Source organism: Candidatus Desulforudis audaxviator MP104C (genome assembly GCF_000018425.1).
Taxonomy (GTDB): Bacteria; Bacillota; Desulfotomaculia; order Desulfotomaculales; family Desulforudaceae; genus Desulforudis; species Desulforudis audaxviator.
This window is the reverse complement of the sequence record NC_010424.1, coordinates 1,979,869-1,995,125: the sequence shown is the minus strand read 5'-3', so window position 1 is coordinate 1,995,125 and position 15,257 is coordinate 1,979,869. Positions and strand designations below refer to the sequence as shown.

14 protein-coding genes are annotated in these 15,257 nt (G+C 60.3%); 13 read left to right on the top strand and 1 reads right to left on the bottom strand.

Features of this window, described 5'->3' with window-relative positions:
• Nucleotides 1-39: 39 nt before the first annotated feature.
• The 6 genes from moaC to DAUD_RS09550 all read left to right on the top strand — a co-directional run bounded on the left by moaC (nucleotide 40) and on the right by DAUD_RS09550 (nucleotide 4,732).
• On the top strand, nucleotides 40-552 hold the full coding sequence (moaC, locus tag DAUD_RS09575) for a cyclic pyranopterin monophosphate synthase MoaC (protein ID WP_012302962.1): 513 nt from the start codon (nucleotides 40-42) through the stop codon (nucleotides 550-552).
• On the top strand, nucleotides 534-977 hold the full coding sequence (locus DAUD_RS09570; RefSeq protein WP_012302961.1) for an MOSC domain-containing protein: 444 nt from the start codon (nucleotides 534-536) through the stop codon (nucleotides 975-977). Before moaC ends, DAUD_RS09570 begins: the two co-directional genes overlap by 19 nt.
• Entirely contained in the window at nucleotides 970-1,458 is a 489-nt protein-coding gene (mog, locus tag DAUD_RS09565; protein ID WP_012302960.1) for a molybdopterin adenylyltransferase, read from the top strand. Before DAUD_RS09570 ends, mog begins: the two co-directional genes overlap by 8 nt.
• Before the next feature lie 32 nt (nucleotides 1,459-1,490).
• Nucleotides 1,491-2,249, top strand: coding sequence for a prolipoprotein diacylglyceryl transferase (gene lgt / locus DAUD_RS09560; protein WP_012302959.1), 759 nt, complete (start codon nucleotides 1,491-1,493; stop codon nucleotides 2,247-2,249).
• A 296-nt stretch (nucleotides 2,250-2,545) separates the two neighbouring features.
• The gene (locus DAUD_RS09555; protein WP_012302958.1) at nucleotides 2,546-4,321 is read left to right on the top strand and encodes an adenylyl-sulfate reductase subunit alpha; all 1,776 of its coding nucleotides are present in this window, start codon (nucleotides 2,546-2,548) and stop codon (nucleotides 4,319-4,321) included.
• A 66-nt stretch (nucleotides 4,322-4,387) separates the two neighbouring features.
• Nucleotides 4,388-4,732 (top strand): 4Fe-4S dicluster domain-containing protein, encoded by a 345-nt coding sequence (locus tag DAUD_RS09550; RefSeq protein ID WP_012302957.1) that lies wholly within the window; start codon nucleotides 4,388-4,390, stop codon nucleotides 4,730-4,732.
• 61 nt (nucleotides 4,733-4,793) lie between these two features.
• On the opposite strand, the gene DAUD_RS09545 is transcribed toward DAUD_RS09550, so the two are convergent.
• Nucleotides 4,794-5,213 carry a YlbF/YmcA family competence regulator gene (locus DAUD_RS09545; RefSeq protein ID WP_012302956.1) on the bottom strand — a complete coding sequence of 140 codons (420 nt, stop codon included), beginning with the start codon at nucleotides 5,211-5,213 and terminating at the stop codon, nucleotides 4,794-4,796.
• 760 nt (nucleotides 5,214-5,973) lie between these two features.
• Between DAUD_RS09545 and aprB the strand changes: the two genes are divergently transcribed.
• The 7 genes from aprB (at nucleotide 5,974) to DAUD_RS09510 (ending at nucleotide 15,245) form a co-directional block, all read left to right on the top strand.
• Nucleotides 5,974-6,411, top strand: coding sequence for an adenylyl-sulfate reductase subunit beta (aprB, locus tag DAUD_RS09540; protein WP_012302955.1), 438 nt, complete (start codon nucleotides 5,974-5,976; stop codon nucleotides 6,409-6,411).
• A gap of 52 nt (nucleotides 6,412-6,463) precedes the next feature.
• The gene (gene aprA / locus DAUD_RS09535) at nucleotides 6,464-8,353 is read left to right on the top strand and encodes an adenylyl-sulfate reductase subunit alpha (protein WP_012302954.1); all 1,890 of its coding nucleotides are present in this window, start codon (nucleotides 6,464-6,466) and stop codon (nucleotides 8,351-8,353) included.
• 214 nt (nucleotides 8,354-8,567) lie between these two features.
• On the top strand, nucleotides 8,568-9,827 hold the full coding sequence (locus DAUD_RS09530; RefSeq protein WP_012302953.1) for a CoB--CoM heterodisulfide reductase iron-sulfur subunit A family protein: 1,260 nt from the start codon (nucleotides 8,568-8,570) through the stop codon (nucleotides 9,825-9,827).
• 1 nt (nucleotide 9,828) lies between these two features.
• Nucleotides 9,829-12,036 carry an FAD-dependent oxidoreductase gene (locus DAUD_RS09525; RefSeq protein WP_012302952.1) on the top strand — a complete coding sequence of 736 codons (2,208 nt, stop codon included), beginning with the start codon at nucleotides 9,829-9,831 and terminating at the stop codon, nucleotides 12,034-12,036.
• A gap of 318 nt (nucleotides 12,037-12,354) precedes the next feature.
• The gene (locus DAUD_RS09520; RefSeq protein ID WP_012302951.1) at nucleotides 12,355-12,942 is read left to right on the top strand and encodes a 4Fe-4S dicluster domain-containing protein; all 588 of its coding nucleotides are present in this window, start codon (nucleotides 12,355-12,357) and stop codon (nucleotides 12,940-12,942) included.
• On the top strand, nucleotides 12,943-13,830 hold the full coding sequence (locus DAUD_RS09515) for a CoB--CoM heterodisulfide reductase iron-sulfur subunit B family protein (protein ID WP_012302950.1): 888 nt from the start codon (nucleotides 12,943-12,945) through the stop codon (nucleotides 13,828-13,830).
• Nucleotides 13,831-14,084: 254 nt separating this feature from the next.
• A complete protein-coding gene (locus tag DAUD_RS09510) occupies nucleotides 14,085-15,245 on the top strand; it encodes a S1C family serine protease (protein ID WP_012302949.1) in 1,161 nt (386 codons plus the stop codon).
• Nucleotides 15,246-15,257 lie beyond the last annotated feature (12 nt).

Here is a 15,257-nt window from a genome sequence, read left to right as displayed (position 1 = left end):
CCGGTGTCGAAATCCAGCGATAGAGTTTTCCGGGGTGGTATGTTGGATATGTCCGGGTTTACCCACGTCGATGAACGGGGCAAGGTGAAAATGGTGGAGGTGACCGCCAAGCCCAGCACCGTGCGGGAGGCGGTCGCCCGGGGTGCGATCAGCATGCGGCCCGAAACCCTAAGCCTGATCCTGGATAACCGCGCCGCCAAGGGCGAGGTGCTGGCCGTGGCCCGCACGGCGGGCATCATGGCCGCCAAGGAGACGGCGCGGCTTATCCCGCTTTGCCACCCGCTGCTCCTGACAGTGGTGGAAGTGGATTTTCGGGCCGATAAAGAGCACTCCCGCCTGGAGATCGAGTCCCGGGTGAAGACGGCCGGGCAGACCGGGGTGGAGATGGAAGCAATGACGGCCGTTGCGGTGGCGGCGCTGACCGTGTACGACATGTGCAAGGCGGTCGACCGGGAGATGGTCATCGGGGAGATCAGGCTCATCGCCAAGTCCGGGGGCAGGAGCGGCCGGTTTGACAGGGAGGGGGAAACGCCGTGGCCGGAAAGATTGTAGCGGTCTGCACCAGCGAAATCAAGGGAGTGCGCAAGGACAACGTGCAGCGCGCCTACCTTCAAGTAGGGTCGGGCCTCGTTGGGGACGCCCACGCCGGTCCCTGGCACCGCCAGGTTAGTCTCCTGGCGGTTGAAAGCATCACCCGGATGCGGGAAAAAGGCCTGGAAGTCGGCCCCGGTGATTTCGCCGAGAACCTGACCACCGAAGGGATCGAGCTGCACAGTCTGCCTGTGGGTACCCGGCTCCGGATCGGGCCGGAAGTTCAGGGGGAGGTCTCCCAGATCGGGAAGAAGTGTCATGTGGGCTGTGCCGTCTTCAAGCAGGTGGGGGACTGCATCATGCCCCGGGAGGGCATTTTCATGAAGGTGCTCAAAAGCGGTTACGTCCAAGTGGGGGACGCGATCGAGGTGCTGCCCGATGTTTAGGGTGGCCGTTGTCACGGCGAGCGACAAGGGTTCCCGGGGGGAGCGGGAAGACGAGAGCGGGCGCGTCATCGAAGATATGATCGTCACCCTGGGTTGGGAACTGGTCGACACCCGGATCGTGCCGGACGATATCGAAGTGATCATCGAAACCCTGGTCGAGTTGTGTGATGACCGGGCCGATCTGGTGCTCACCACCGGCGGCACCGGGTTTGCGCTGCGCGACAACACCCCGGAGGCGACCCTGGCCGTGGTCGAGCGCCAGGTGCCCGGTTTGGCCGAGGCGATGCGCGCCGAGACCAGCAAGAAGACGCCGCGGGCGATCCTGAGTCGGGGGGTGGCCGGGATCAGAAAGCGGACGCTGATCGTGAACCTGCCCGGAAGCCCGAAGGCGGTGCGGGAGTGCCTGGAGGTCATTCTCCCGGCTCTGCCGCACGGCCTGGAGATCCTGACCGGCCGGGCTCGGGACTGCGCCCGGAACTAATGAATATCAGTCGTCTGGAGTGGTAGGCAACTTTGCATCCGGTTATAGCGTATTTGGGGCCGTTCACCATCACCAGCTACGGGGTGATGGTGGCGGTCGGGGTCCTGGTGGGACTGTTCGTTGTCCTGCGGGTGGGCCGGCGCGAGGGGATCGACACCGACACCCTGCTTGACCTGGCGCTCTACATGATTGCGGCCGGGGTGGTCGGGGCCCGGGCTGCCTACGTGTTCCTGCATTGGGAGAATTTCCGGACGGCACCGTTGGAGATGCTGCGGTTCTGGGACGGGGGCGGGCTCTCGTTCTTCGGCTCCCTGGGGCTTTGCCTGCTGGTGGCGATTTGGTTCACCCGGCGCCGGCGGCTGAGGCTGGCCCGGGTGGGAGACCTTCTGGTCCTGGGGGTGGCGGCCGGCTACCCGTTCGGGCGGATCGGCTGCTTCTTGAACGGGTGCTGTTACGGGCTGCCCACGAACCACGCGTTCGGAATCGTCTTCCCGTTTGACGAAGTGGCCCGGCACCCGACCCAGTTGTATTCTTTCGGTTTCGGCGTGGTCATCTTCCTGGTGCTCTGGCGGCTGAGCTTGAAAAAGCCGTTTGACGGGTACGTGATGGGTTTTTTCCTGATCCTGTACGCCGCCTACCGCTTTGTGATCGATTTCTGGCGGGTCTCACCGGCCAGCAACATCACGGAACTGACAGTGGGGCAGTTGGTGAGCCTGGCGGTGATCGCCGCGAGCGGCGCCTTCCTGTACGCCGCCCGGCGCCGGGCCTCCAGCCCGCCCGGCCGGCCGTAATTTTCCGGTCGCCCGCCGGAACACTTGTGAACCGTTGCATTTCGTGGTAGTTTTAAGATTAACCGGTAGAGTTTGTACAGCGCGTTTGACTTGCCACTAATTGGGATCGAGATTCTCCTGCCTTCAGGCAGGACTTGACCGGGTTTTTGTTAATATTAACTTATTGAGGAATGTATGTGCCCCTAAGCCGACCTAATAGTCTTCGCCGACCCATGGGGAGGTGGTTTCCCGTTTCGTAGAGTCAGGGTGCGCGGGGGCAGTTTTTTATCCTTAATTATAAGGGAGGGAGAAGCAAGGTGGCACGAGAGAGAGAATACATCGATGCCGACGTTCTGATCATCGGCGGCGGCACGGCTGGTTGCTTGGCCGCCTGGGAAGCGCGTCAGGCCGGTGGTGACAACCTGAAGATCGTAATTCTGGAAAAGGCCTTCATCCGCAACAGCGGCGCCCTCTCGGCCGGGATGAACGCGTTGAACATGTACGTCAACCAAGGTAAGCCGGAAGACCTGGTGGCCTACATCCGCTATGACATGTGCGGCGCGCCGGTGCGCGAAGACATCCTGTTGAGCGTTGCCGAACTGGTCAACGAAACGGTGGCCATGATGGAAAAAGAGGGGCTGCCGATCAAGAAAAAGGCTGATGGCAGTTACCTGAACCGCGGCAAGTGGAACATCGAAATTAACGGTTCGCTCTTGAAACCAATCACCGCCAACATGGCCATCAAGGCGCGGGCCAAAGTTTACAACCGGGTTTACGTGACGGACTTGATTACGGTGGACGGCCAGGTGGCCGGGTGCGTCGGTTTCGGCGTCCGGGACGGCAAGTACTACGTGGCCCGCGGCAAAGTGGTCATGGTTTGCGCCGGCGGGGCTGCCGGAATCTGGCGTCCCCGGGGCCAGGGGGACGCCCACCACCGGATCTGGTACTACCCGTTTAACACCGGCGGGTCCTACGCCATGTGCAAACGGGCCGGGGCCAAGATGGTCGGGTTCGACAGCCGTTTCGTACCGGTCCGGACCAAGGACACCTACGCCGCGACCGGAACCATGTCCATCGGCATGTGGGCCCCTATGATCAACGCTAAGGGCGAGGCCTTCATGCGCGAGCGTGAGGAATACGTCAAGCTCGGCGGGCACACGGCGCCTACCCCGATCCGGGTGCTGGCATACTGCCGGGAGATGCAGGAAAACCGCGGCCCCTGCTACATGGACACCACCAGGGGTGACCCGCAGCGTGTGGAGGGTTTGAAATCCCAGTATCTGGACATGTCTCCCATCCTGGTGCTGTACTGGGGCTGCAACGACATCAACCCCGGCCGGGAGCCGGTGGAGATCGACGCCGACAACCCGTCCATTGTCGGGGCGAACGCGGCCACCGCCGGGGCCTGGACGATCGGCACCTCCCGGATGACCACGGTGGAACGCCTGTTTGTTTCTGGAGACGCGCTGGGCGCCGCGCCGTCGCGCTTCATCTCCGGAAGTTGGACCTGCGGCCGCCTGGCCGGGCGCAGCATGGTTGGCTACATCAAGGAGAAGCGGCCCGAACTACTGGAACTTGACCCCGCGGTGCTCGCGGATCTGGAAAAAAAGATCTTCGCACCCCTGGAAAGGTACGAGAAGTGCAGTTTCTTCACCAGCGGGGACCCGGTGGAAGGCGTGTTCCCGAACCAGATGGAGTGGCGGATGCAGCACATCATGGAGGAATACTGCGGCGGCCGTTCCCGGTGGTTCTACGTGAACGAAACCAACCTGGGCATCGCCCGCAAGCTCATCAACCGGATGCGGCGGGAACAGTTGCAGTACCTGGTGGCGAAAGACCTGCACCAACTGCAGCTCGCCTGGGACGTAATCAACCGTCTGGACGTTTGCCAACTGGTCATTGACCATATCGACTACCGGAAGGAAACCCGGTACCCGGGCTACGTCAACCGTACCGACTACCCGGAAGTGGACGACGCGAATTTCGACTGCTTCATCACCTCGGTGTGGAATGCGGAGACCGACGAACTGACCTTTGACAAGGAGCCCTACGAACAGATCATTCCTGGCGACCGCAAGGCCCAGACCATATGATTGGGTGGCCGTTTTGCAGCGGTCTCCCAGCCGGCAGCTTTGAATACCGAGAGGGGGTAAAAACCAGTGCCGCCGTACGTTATTCCCGACAAATGCGACGGGTGTCAGGGCGAGCAGGAACCGCTATGCGAGTTGGTCTGCCCGGGCAACCTGATGGTGATTCAAGAACACACCGGCAAGGCGGTTTGCCGTGATGTGGGTGATTGCTGGGACTGCATGACCTGTACCAAGTCCTGTCCGCGGCAGGCCATCCAGACCAGGATTCAGTATCAGCTGGCCTTTGTCCCCGGGAAACTCGTCCCGGTCGTCGGCCCGCACAGTGTGACCTGGACCCTGATCGACTGCCACGGTCATGTGGAACGCTTCATTATGCGGACGCTGGCCGGAGACGAAGAGGAAGAGGAAATGTAGAAGAAAGAGATACTAAAGGCGCCCCGCCGTTTCGGCGGGGCGCCGCTCTGATTGGCGGGGCCTATTCGTCCTCGTCATCCTCTGCCCGGCCGTTCTTGGGAATGGACGCGAAGTCCGGAACCTGCTCCTTGAGGATGTCCAGTTCCTGGTCCTCTTTTTGTACCCTGATGATCATTTCGAGTACCTTGTTGATGAGTTCCTGGTATCGGCCCTGGGATTCATGAAACGCCCTGATGCTCGGGTGTTCGGCCATCTTCAGCTCCATCTGCTCCATGGCCCGGATCTCCTGTGGGGACAGGCTTATGTTTTGGGACTGTTTTCTTTGGGCCATTTCCTGCATGCCGTGATAGACCTTCAGCATTTCCAACGCGGTGTTGTCGTTGAACATCACTTTCTGCTTAGCCTTCACGTCCAGGTATTCGGCGCATCTCGTGAGTACCTGGCCCAACTCCTGGGCCTTGTCGAGGACTTCCTGCGACACTTTCAATAACCTCCTGTGCGGGAATACGGTAATTCTTGCCGGTGGCTTGGTTGACTGGTTTCCAGAATTATATCACGGTATCCCCGGAACAACAAACCTGTGATTGTACGGTCAACCTTTTGCCGACCGCTGCACCCGGGGCGTGTCTCCAATTATCGACAATATTTGTACCCATTTCAAGCATAAGTAAGCAATGCTCTTACGAATTTCCCAATTTGGAACACAGAGCGGGTATCCGGACGGAAAAAGCCAAAAGCGGTATTTTTTTTGTGCAAACGGGACTTGCCAGCACCGGTGGGGCATGTTATATTAAACACAATTCCAGTCTGGTACGTGGGAGGCGCTTTGGTTGTTGGCACCCTATGTGCCGAATTTCACAATGCTTCGCTATCGAGTTAATCAGTGAGTGTTTATTACCAAACATCGTAAAAACCATTCCAAAATCTTAAATTAATTTTTTCAGGCAGGAAAACCGATTGTCACGTAGAATATAGATCTGTCGTCACGTAGAATATAGATCTTTCGGAATCTGTGGTCAGCTGTGCGGTACGGCGTGTCTTTCAATGCGGGTGAAAACCCCCGAATAGTTTCACTCGCGCCTGTTCCGGGCTCCTTTTGAGCGGGTGTGGGGGAACCGTTAGTAGGCAGTCCGTGTCTTGGGCAGAGAAGGGAGTGGTGCTCCGGAGAACGAAACGGCCCAAAAGTTCATTTATGGTTCGAATGGTTCCAGCCACAATCCTAATTTGGGAGGTTAGAGTTAATGCCGACATTTGTAATGACCGAAAAGTGCGACGGCTGCAAGGGGCAGGACAAAACCGCGTGCATGTACATTTGCCCCAACGACTTGATGGTCCTGGACAAGGAAAGAATGAAGGCCTACAACCGGGCTCCGGACGAGTGCTGGGAGTGTCTCTGCTGTGTCAAGATCTGCCCGCAGCAGGCGATGGACATGCGGGGTTACGCCGACTTTGTCCCGATGGGCGCGGCTTGCGTGCCGCTCAGGGGTTCGCAGGACATCATGTGGACCGTTAAGTTCCGGAACGGCACAGTCAAGCGCTTCAAGTTCCCCATCCGGACCACCGACGAGGGCACCGCGGTACCCGATGGCGGATACGGTGCGGGCGTGGACGATATCAACGATGTGGTCCACCTGTACACCGAGCCGGCTTCGCTGGGCGTGGCTGTACCCAAGCCCTAAGTAAGCACCGGATTAACGGAATAAATTCGTAATTTGGAGGAGGTTACATAGAATGCCGAATTTTGAAACTGTAGAAGTCACCACTGATCTCTTGATCGTCGGTGGCGGCATGGCGGCCTGCGGTGCGGCGGTGGAAGCGGCGCACTGGGCGAAAAAGCACGGGCTGAAAGTGACCCTGGTTGACAAAGCCGCCATGGACCGGAGCGGTGCCGTTGCTCAGGGCCTCTCGGCCATCAACCTGTATGTCGGCCTGCGCGACAATGAGAACACCGTGATGGACTACGTGGAGTACGTGCGGAATGACCTGATGGGTATCGCCCGCGACGACCTCGTTTACAACATCGCCCGGCACGTCGACTCCACCGTGCACCTGTTCGAGAAGTGGGGTCTGCCGATCTGGCCGAAAGGCGAAGACGACCCCTTCCGGATCGGTCCGTATCAGCGGGGCGGCCGCTGGCAGGTTATGATCAACGGTGAGTCCTACAAGATCATCGTGGCGGAAGCCGCCAAGAACGCCCTCGGCAAGGATAACATCTACGAGCGCGTGTTCATCGTGGAACCGATTGTGGAAAACAACCGGATCGCCGGTGCGGTCGGCTTCAGTGTCCGCGAGGAGAAGTTCTACGTGTTCCGCGCGAAGGCCGTCCTGTGCGCGATGGGCGGCTGCGTGGGCGTGTTCCGTCCGCGGTCCTCCGGTGAGGGTCTCGGCCGGTCCTGGTACCCGCCGTTCTCCACCGGCTCCAGCGCCTACTTCACCATCAAGGCCGGCGCCGAGATGACCTGCCAGGAAGTCCGGTTCATTCCGGTCCGCTTCAAGGACGCTTACGGCCCGGTCGGCGCGTGGTTCCTGCTCTTCAAGTCCGTCGCGACCAACGCCTTCGGCGAAAACTATATGGTGACCAACGCCGCCGAACTCGAAAAGTGGGGCAAGTACGGCAAGGTCAAGCCGATCCCGGCCAACCTGCGTAACTACCTTGGTATGATCGACGTCTCGGCCGGCAAGGGCCCGATCTACATGCAGACGGCCGACGCCATCAAGCGCCTCGCCGCCAAGTACGAGGGCGACGAGAAGGCCTTCAAGAAGAAGATGAAGCACCTCCATGATGAAGCTTGGGAAGACTTCCTCGACATGACCATCTCTCAGGCCCTCCTGTGGGCGGCCTGCAACATCAACCCCGAGGAGAAAGAGTCCGAAATCGCCGCCGCTGAGCCGTACTTCATCGGTTCGCACTCCGGGGCCTCCGGCGCCTGGGTCAGCGGTCCGGACGACGTAGCGCCGCCGGAATACTTCTGGGGCTACCCCAACCTGACCACGGTCGATGGCCTGTTCGCCGCCGGTGACGCCTCCGGCGCGTCCAGCCACAAGTTCTCCTCCGGTTCGCACGCGGAAGGCCGCATCGCCGGCAAGGCCGCCTGCAAGTACCTGGTTGACAAGAACCCCGACCTGCCGAACGTGGACCCGGCGGTTGTCGAGGCCCTCAAGGCCAAGATCCTGGCCCCGCTTGACCGGTTCCAGGAGTTCAAGGACTTCACCACCGCTCCGGAAGTCAACCCGAACTACATCCTGCCGAAGCAGTACAAGCACCGCATCCAGAAGCTGATGGATGAGTATGCCGGCGGCTGGGGCTCTAACTTCACCACCAGCAAGATGCTGCTGGAGAAGGGCATGGAGTACCTGCAGATGTTGAAGGAAGACTCCGAGAAGCTCGCGGCGCGCGACCTGAACGAGCTGATGCGCTGCTGGGAGAACATCCACCGTACCTGGGTGGCTGAGTCCCACATCCGCACCATCCTGTTCCGCGAAGAGACCCGTTGGCCGGGCTACTACTTCCGCGCCGACTTCCCGAACATGGACGACAACTGGGAAGTCTTCGTGAACTGCAAGTGGGACCCGAACACGGGCGAGTGGGAAGTCTTCAAGAGAGACATCATCAGACTGTAGCTTCCAGAGGGGAAACGCGGGCGAAATCCTGGATTTCGCCCGCGACTTCCCTTTTTTCTTCACAGACGAAAGAGTCTGCGGTCTGCCTGAGACAGAATGCGAAGCGCAACGACCGTGGAGATGGGCAGCGGATACACCAGCAGCCGTAGACGGGAGGCCTCCAGCCTCCCCACTATGTGTTTAGTTCCCAATATTTACGTAGGGTGATAACAATATGGCAAACAAAAGCATCCTGGTTGTCGGGGGAGGGATAAGTGGGCTGACCACGGCCCTGGAAGCGGCGGAGGTGGGCTACGAGGTCTATCTCGTGGAGAAGAACCCCTACCTGGGCGGCCGGGTCGCTCAACTGCACCAGTACTTCCCCAAACTATGCCCGCCGAACTGCGGGTTGGAAATCAACTTCCGGCGCTTGCGCAAAAATCCCAGGATCAAGTTTTTCACCTGTGCCGAGGTCGAGAAGATCTCCGGCCGAAAGGGAGACTTTGACGTCACCGTCAAGCTGAGCCCGCGTTACATCAAGCCGGAGTGCACCGCGTGTGGCGACTGCGTGGCGGTCTGCCCGGCGGAGCGGCCGAATGATTTCAACTACGGCCTGGACACCACCAAAGCGATCTACCTGCCCCACCCGTTCGCCTTCCCCTTGAAGTACTTGATCGACCGTCAAGCCTGTCCTGATGGCTGTGCCAAGTGCGTCGAGGCGTGCAAGTACAACGTGATCGATCTCACCATGGCCCCGGAGACGGTGAACCTGAAGGTAGGGGCGGTGGTGTACGCCACCGGTTGGAAGCCGTACGATGCCGCCAAGATCAGCTACTACGGTTTCGGGCGCTTGAAGAACGTCATCACCAACGTCATGCTGGAGCGGTTGGCGGTACCCAACGGCCCGACCGAGGGCCGGATCGTCCGCCCGTCCGACGGGAAGCAGCCGGAGACCATCGCCTTTGTGCAATGTGCCGGCTCGCGGGACGAGAATCACCAGGCCTACTGCTCGCAGATCTGCTGTCTGGCTACCTTGAAGCAGATCACCTACATCCGGGAAAAGAACCCCGACGCCAAAATCTACGTTTTCTACATCGACATCCGGGCGCTGGGCAAGTACGAGGACTTTTACACCAAGGTGGCCAAGGACGAAAACGTGGTCTTCATCAAGGGCAAGGTCGGTGAGATCACCGCGGACCCGGCCACCGGAGACCTGACCCTCGAGACCGAGGATCAGGAGGCGGGCAAGACCGTCACCCAGAAAGTGAACCTGGTGGTGCTGGCGACCGGCATGGCGCCGTCCACTTTGGAAGCTCCGGTCCCCTCGGAACTGGCCGCGGCCGACGCGGGCGGTTTCGTGGTTTCCGACATAGCCGAGACGGGCATCGGCGGCGCCGGGTGCGCCCGGAAGCCGATGGAGGTTTCGGCGTCCGTGCGCGACGCCACAGCGGCCGCGCTCAAAGCCATTCAGGCTACGGTGGGGGGTGGCAAGTAGTATGACTAAGAAACAAGCCGTATACTTCTGCTCGGGTTGCGGTATTGGGGAGGCCCTGGATCTGGCGGCCCTGACCAAGGTGGCGAACAAGGAGTTTAAGATCCAGGACGTGAAGGAGCACCCCTTCCTGTGCAGCCCCGAGGGTGTCGCCCTGATCAAGCAAGACATCGAGGCGGGATTCAACACCCTCATCATCGCGGCCTGTTCAGACCGAGTCTGCTACGATGTATTCAACTTCGGTCCCGCGGTGATCGTGGAGCGGGTGCCCTTGCGGGAGCGGGTCGCCTGGGTGCAAGAACCCGGTGACGAGGACACCAACATGATGGCCGAAGACTACATGCGGATGGGCCTGTCCCGGGCCAAGGCCACCGAACTCCCAGAGCCCTTTATGGCGGAAAACCCGTCCAGGACCATCCTGGTGGTGGGCAGCGGTCTCGCCGGCCTGACGGCGGCGTGGGAGGCAGCCAACGCCGGTTACGAAGTCGTGCTGGTGGAGAAGAGCGCCAAACTTGGCGGTTGGGCCGGCCAGGCGTACAAACTGCCGCCCACGAAAGAACCGTACACCGACCTTGAGGAAAACCCCATTCCCGCGCTGGCCAAGGCGGTGGAGGACCATCCGAAGATCAAGGTGTACAAAGAGGCCACCATGGAGCAGATCTCCGGGGGGCCGGGCGTGTTCGATGCCAAGATCAAACAAGGCGGCACCGTGGTGGACGAGAGAATCGGTGCTGTCGTGCTGGCGGCCGGATCCCGGCCTTATGACCCGAAGAAGCTCGACTACTTGGGCTTCGGTAAGCCCAACGTGGTCACCCAGTCCGACGTGGAGGCTCTGGCCAACAGCGGCGAATTGAAGAACGTGAAGCGCGTGGCCTTCATCCAGTGTGCCGGATCCCGCGACGCGAACCACCTGCCGTACTGTTCGGCCGCCTGCTGTGTGGAAACCCTGAAGCAGGCCGTCTACCTCAAAGAATTCAACCCGGAAGCCCAGGCCTACATTTTCTACAAGGACATCCGGGCAACGGGCAAGTATGAGTACTTCTACAAAGCCGTCCAGCAGACGGGAGCGGTGTTCATCAAGACCGAAATCCCAGGCGTGGAAGTAAGCGAGGACGGCGGCAAGCTAGCGGTGACCGGCAAAGACCTGATCCTGGGTGAGGACGTCAGGATTGGGGACCTCGACCTTGTGGTTCTGGCCAACGGTATGCAGAGCAACGCCGCCTTCGGCGAGGAGATCGCCGTGGAAGCCGAGCAGGAAGCGGCGGCGGCCAAGGAAGAGGAAGCGGTCAAGCCGGACCAGATCATCAAGTCGGGCCTCCTGAACCTGGCGTACCGCCAGGGACCGGAAATGCCGGCCTTGAAGTACGGTTTTCCGGACTCGCACTTCATCTGCTTCCCGTACGAGACCCGCCGGACCGGGATCTACGCCGCCGGCACCGTCCGGGCGACCATGCAGATCCCGACCGCCATCGAAGACGGCACCGGCGCGGCCTTGAAGGCCATCCAGTGCGTCGAGGCCGTAATCCGTGGTGAGGCGGTGCACCCGAGAGCCGGGGATACGTCCTATCCGGAATTCTTCATGCAGCGCTGCACCCAGTGCAAGCGGTGTACTGAGGAGTGTCCGTTCGGGGCGATCAACGAGGACGAGAAGGCCAACCCGCTGCCTGAGCGGACCCGCTGCCGGCGGTGCGGCACCTGTATGGGTGCTTGCCCCGAGCGGATCATCTCCTTCAAGGACTACTCGGTACCCATGATCGGTGGAATGGGCAAGGCGATCGAGGTTCCAGAGGAAGACGAGGAAAAACCGAGAATCCTTATCTTTGCCTGCGAGAACGACGCCATCCCGGCGCTCGACATGGCGGGCATCAGCCGCCTGAAGTTCGCCGCCTGGGTACGTGTGATTCCGCTCCGGTGTCTTGGCTCGCTGAACCTGGTCTGGATCTCCGACGCCATGTCGGGGGGCTTTGACGGCGTGATGCTTCTGGGGTGCAAACATGGCGAAGACTACCAGTGCCACTTTATCAAGGGCAGTGAGCTGGCCGAGATCCGCCTGTCCAAAGTTTCGGAGACCTTGGACCGGTTGGGCCTCGAGTCCGAACGCTGCCGCATGCACCAGATCAGCATTATGGATTACTTCCGGATTCCGCAGCTCATCGGGGACTTCATGGAGAAAATCGACCAACTCGGTCCGAACCCGATGAAGGGCTTCTAGTTCCGAAGCGGGGGCGCCCGGGTCACCGACACCGCCTGCGGCCCGGCGCTCCACCCCCGCAAAACCGCGGGGGCGGCGGAATGAGGATTTTTGGATCTTTGGTAAGAGGGCAAGCGCGTCGCGTTCCCCATCCCGGTTTCACCGCTGCTTCCAAAAAAGTTTTGGTGTGGGCCGGTGTGGGGTGGGGTGCCGTACCGGGATGACCCGCTGATTTGAATTCCCCGGCGGAACAGTCAAGCGCTGCGCTTTCAGGCCTGAAAGGTTTGGTTTTGATTCTACGGTATAAAATCTGGACCAGTCTGGAGGGGGTAGAGCAATATGACCGCCGATAAGGGGGCATTCAGGTACGACCCCACCTTTGCGAGAGAACTCTCCAGGATCGAAAACGGGGAGTACATCAGCCAGTGCATGCAGTGTGGTTTGTGTGTGGTAACCTGTCCGGCCCGGCACTTGATGGATCTGCAGCCGCGGAAGTACTTCAAGGCGATCCAGGCCGGCGACAAGGAAAAGGTTTTGAAGGCGAACACGCCGTGGCTGTGCACGTCATGCAACCTGTGTACGGTGAGGTGCCCGCGCGGCATTCCGATCATCGACTTCATGCACGGGATGAAGAAGTACCTGGCCGACACCAAGGGCGTGAAGGTTACGCCGGGAGCGCTCTTTAGCAAGACCTTCTTCGACAACATGATCAGCCGTGGCCGCCTGTGGGAGGCCTTCCTGACCGGGATGTTCTACATGAAGGCCGGGCCCAAGGCTATACGCGAAGCGATGAAGATGACCGATGTGGCCATACCGATGGTGATGAAAAAGCGTTTGCCTCCCTTGCCCGGTAAGGCCGTCAAGGGCAAAGGGGATCTGAAGAAGATCTACAAGAAGGCCTCCAAACTGGCGAAGGAGGGACACTAGATGGCGTACATTTACTATCCGGGTTGCGCATCGGAGGCGACCGGTAAGTCCAACCACATTTCGTTCGAGGCGGTAGCGCACGCTCTGGGCCTGGAACTGGCGGGCGAGATTCCGGACTGGAACTGCTGTGGCGCGACCCTGGTGGCCAATGCCATCGGCGACTTCGCCCAGATGGCGCTCGCGTGCCGCAACCTGGCCCTGGCTGAGAAGAAGGGGCACGACATCATTGTCGCCTGCAGTTCCTGCTACCTGAACCTGGCGTGGCCGAACGAGTTGATGAGGACTAATCCGGATTTCGCCGCGAAGCTCAACGAGGCTTTGGGGGCCGCGAACCTTTCCTACAGCGGCAAGCTGAAAGTCAAGCACGTGGTGGACGTACTCGCCAACGAGATCGGCGCGGAAAGAATCAAGGAACGGACCATTAAGCCGCTGGAGGGCTTGAAAGTGGCCTGCTACTCCGGCTGCCAGACGGTGCGTGCTCTCCGGCGCCCGGACTTTGACGACGTGGAGTATCCGCAGGTTATGGGCCGGATCGTGGAGGCCGTGGGCGCGGAGGCGGTGGACTTCCCCTTGGCCGCCCGGTGCTGTGGCGGTTCGCAGCAGTTCACCAACCCGGAACTGATCTACGACCTGACCGGCAAAGTGCTGGATTCGGCGGCGGCCGCCGGGGCGGACGTTATCGTCACCACCTGTCCGATGTGTGCCATGAACACCGACGTGTTCCAGGAAAAGATCGGCAAGCTTAACAAGAAGAAATACAACATGCCGGTCCTGTTCCTGACCCAGTTGATGGGCGTGGCTTTCGACCTGAAGCCGAAGGACTTGGCCTTCCAGTACAATATCGTTTCGCCTTATGGCAAACTGAAGAAGTACGGGGTCAAGAAGTAAGGCACCGAAACATAACCAAAACTGAAAAAGGGGGACAGTCCCCCTTTTTTCTTTCCTTGACCCTGGAAAAGGTGTCAGATACCTTTTTCCCCTGACTCCGCAGCATAGGGAACCGGGTGTGGAACAAGAATACGGACAAGCGCAATCCCCAAGACCCCGCCATACCCGCCGCCCGGAAAGACGGCCACCTTGACCTTGTGAGCTCAAATGATGATAATGAAAGCATAACTATTTCGTTCGGGGGGTTAGGTCTCATGAGTTGGAGACGGAAGTTAGTGTTCACCACCCTTTTGGCTCTGGTAGCCGGGATAATGTTCGCCGCCGGCAATATGGCGACCAGGGATTTTTGGCCACAGGAGCCCCTCGTCAACACCAACAACCGCACGGCGGTGGCCGCTCCCGAATTGCCCGGCGTAAACCCGGGTACGATCGTCGAAATCGTTGGCCGGGCCGGGCCGGCGGTAGTGAAAATCGACACAGTGGTACCAACCTCCGGCAGGGAATGGAGCCCGTTCTTTGACGATCCCTTCTTCCGTGACTTTTTCGGCCTTCCCGACATTTCACCCCCGCAGTCGAGCCCCAGCCGCCGGGGTATGGGGTCCGGGTTTCTGTTTTCCGAGGACGGTTACATCCTGACTAATGAACACGTAATCCGCGGTGCCGAGGAGATCTGGGTGACCCTGACCGGGTTCGAAACACCGCTGGCCGCAAAGGTGGTGGGTTCGGACTACGACCTCGACCTGGCGGTGCTCCGGGTGAACGCCCCGCGCAAGCTGCCCCACCTGAAACTTGGTGATTCGGACAATGTCCGGGTTGGTGAGTGGGTGATCGCTATCGGCAACCCCTACGGCCTGGACCATACGGTCACCGTCGGGGTGATCAGCGCCAAGGGCCGCCCGGTGACCATCGAGGACCGGTACTACGACAATCTCCTGCAGACTGACGCCTCCATCAACCCAGGGAACAGCGGCGGCCCGCTGTTGAATCTCCGGGGCGAGGTCGTGGCGATCAACACGGCTGTCAACGCCCAGGCCCAGGGGATCGGCTTCGCCATCCCGACCAGCACCATCCGTCCCGTCCTGGATGAGTTGATCAGAACCGGCGGCATCAGTCACGCTTGGCTGGGTGTGCAGTTGGACACTGTTTCTCCGGAACTGGCCCGGTACCTGAAACTTCGGGGCACTACCGGGGCGCTGGTAATCGGGATTGTGGCCGACAGCCCGGCGGCCAGAGCCGGTTTCCGGCCGGGTGACGTGATCCTGGAGTTAAACGGGGCTCCGGTGAACAACCCGGAAAAAGTGATCCGGGCGATCAGGACCCATAAGGCGGGCGAAACCCTAAAGGTGAAGATATTCCGGGACGGCAGCGTCCGCGAGCTGGAAGTGAAACTGGGCGAGAAACCGGTCCGCCGTTAAACACACCACCGG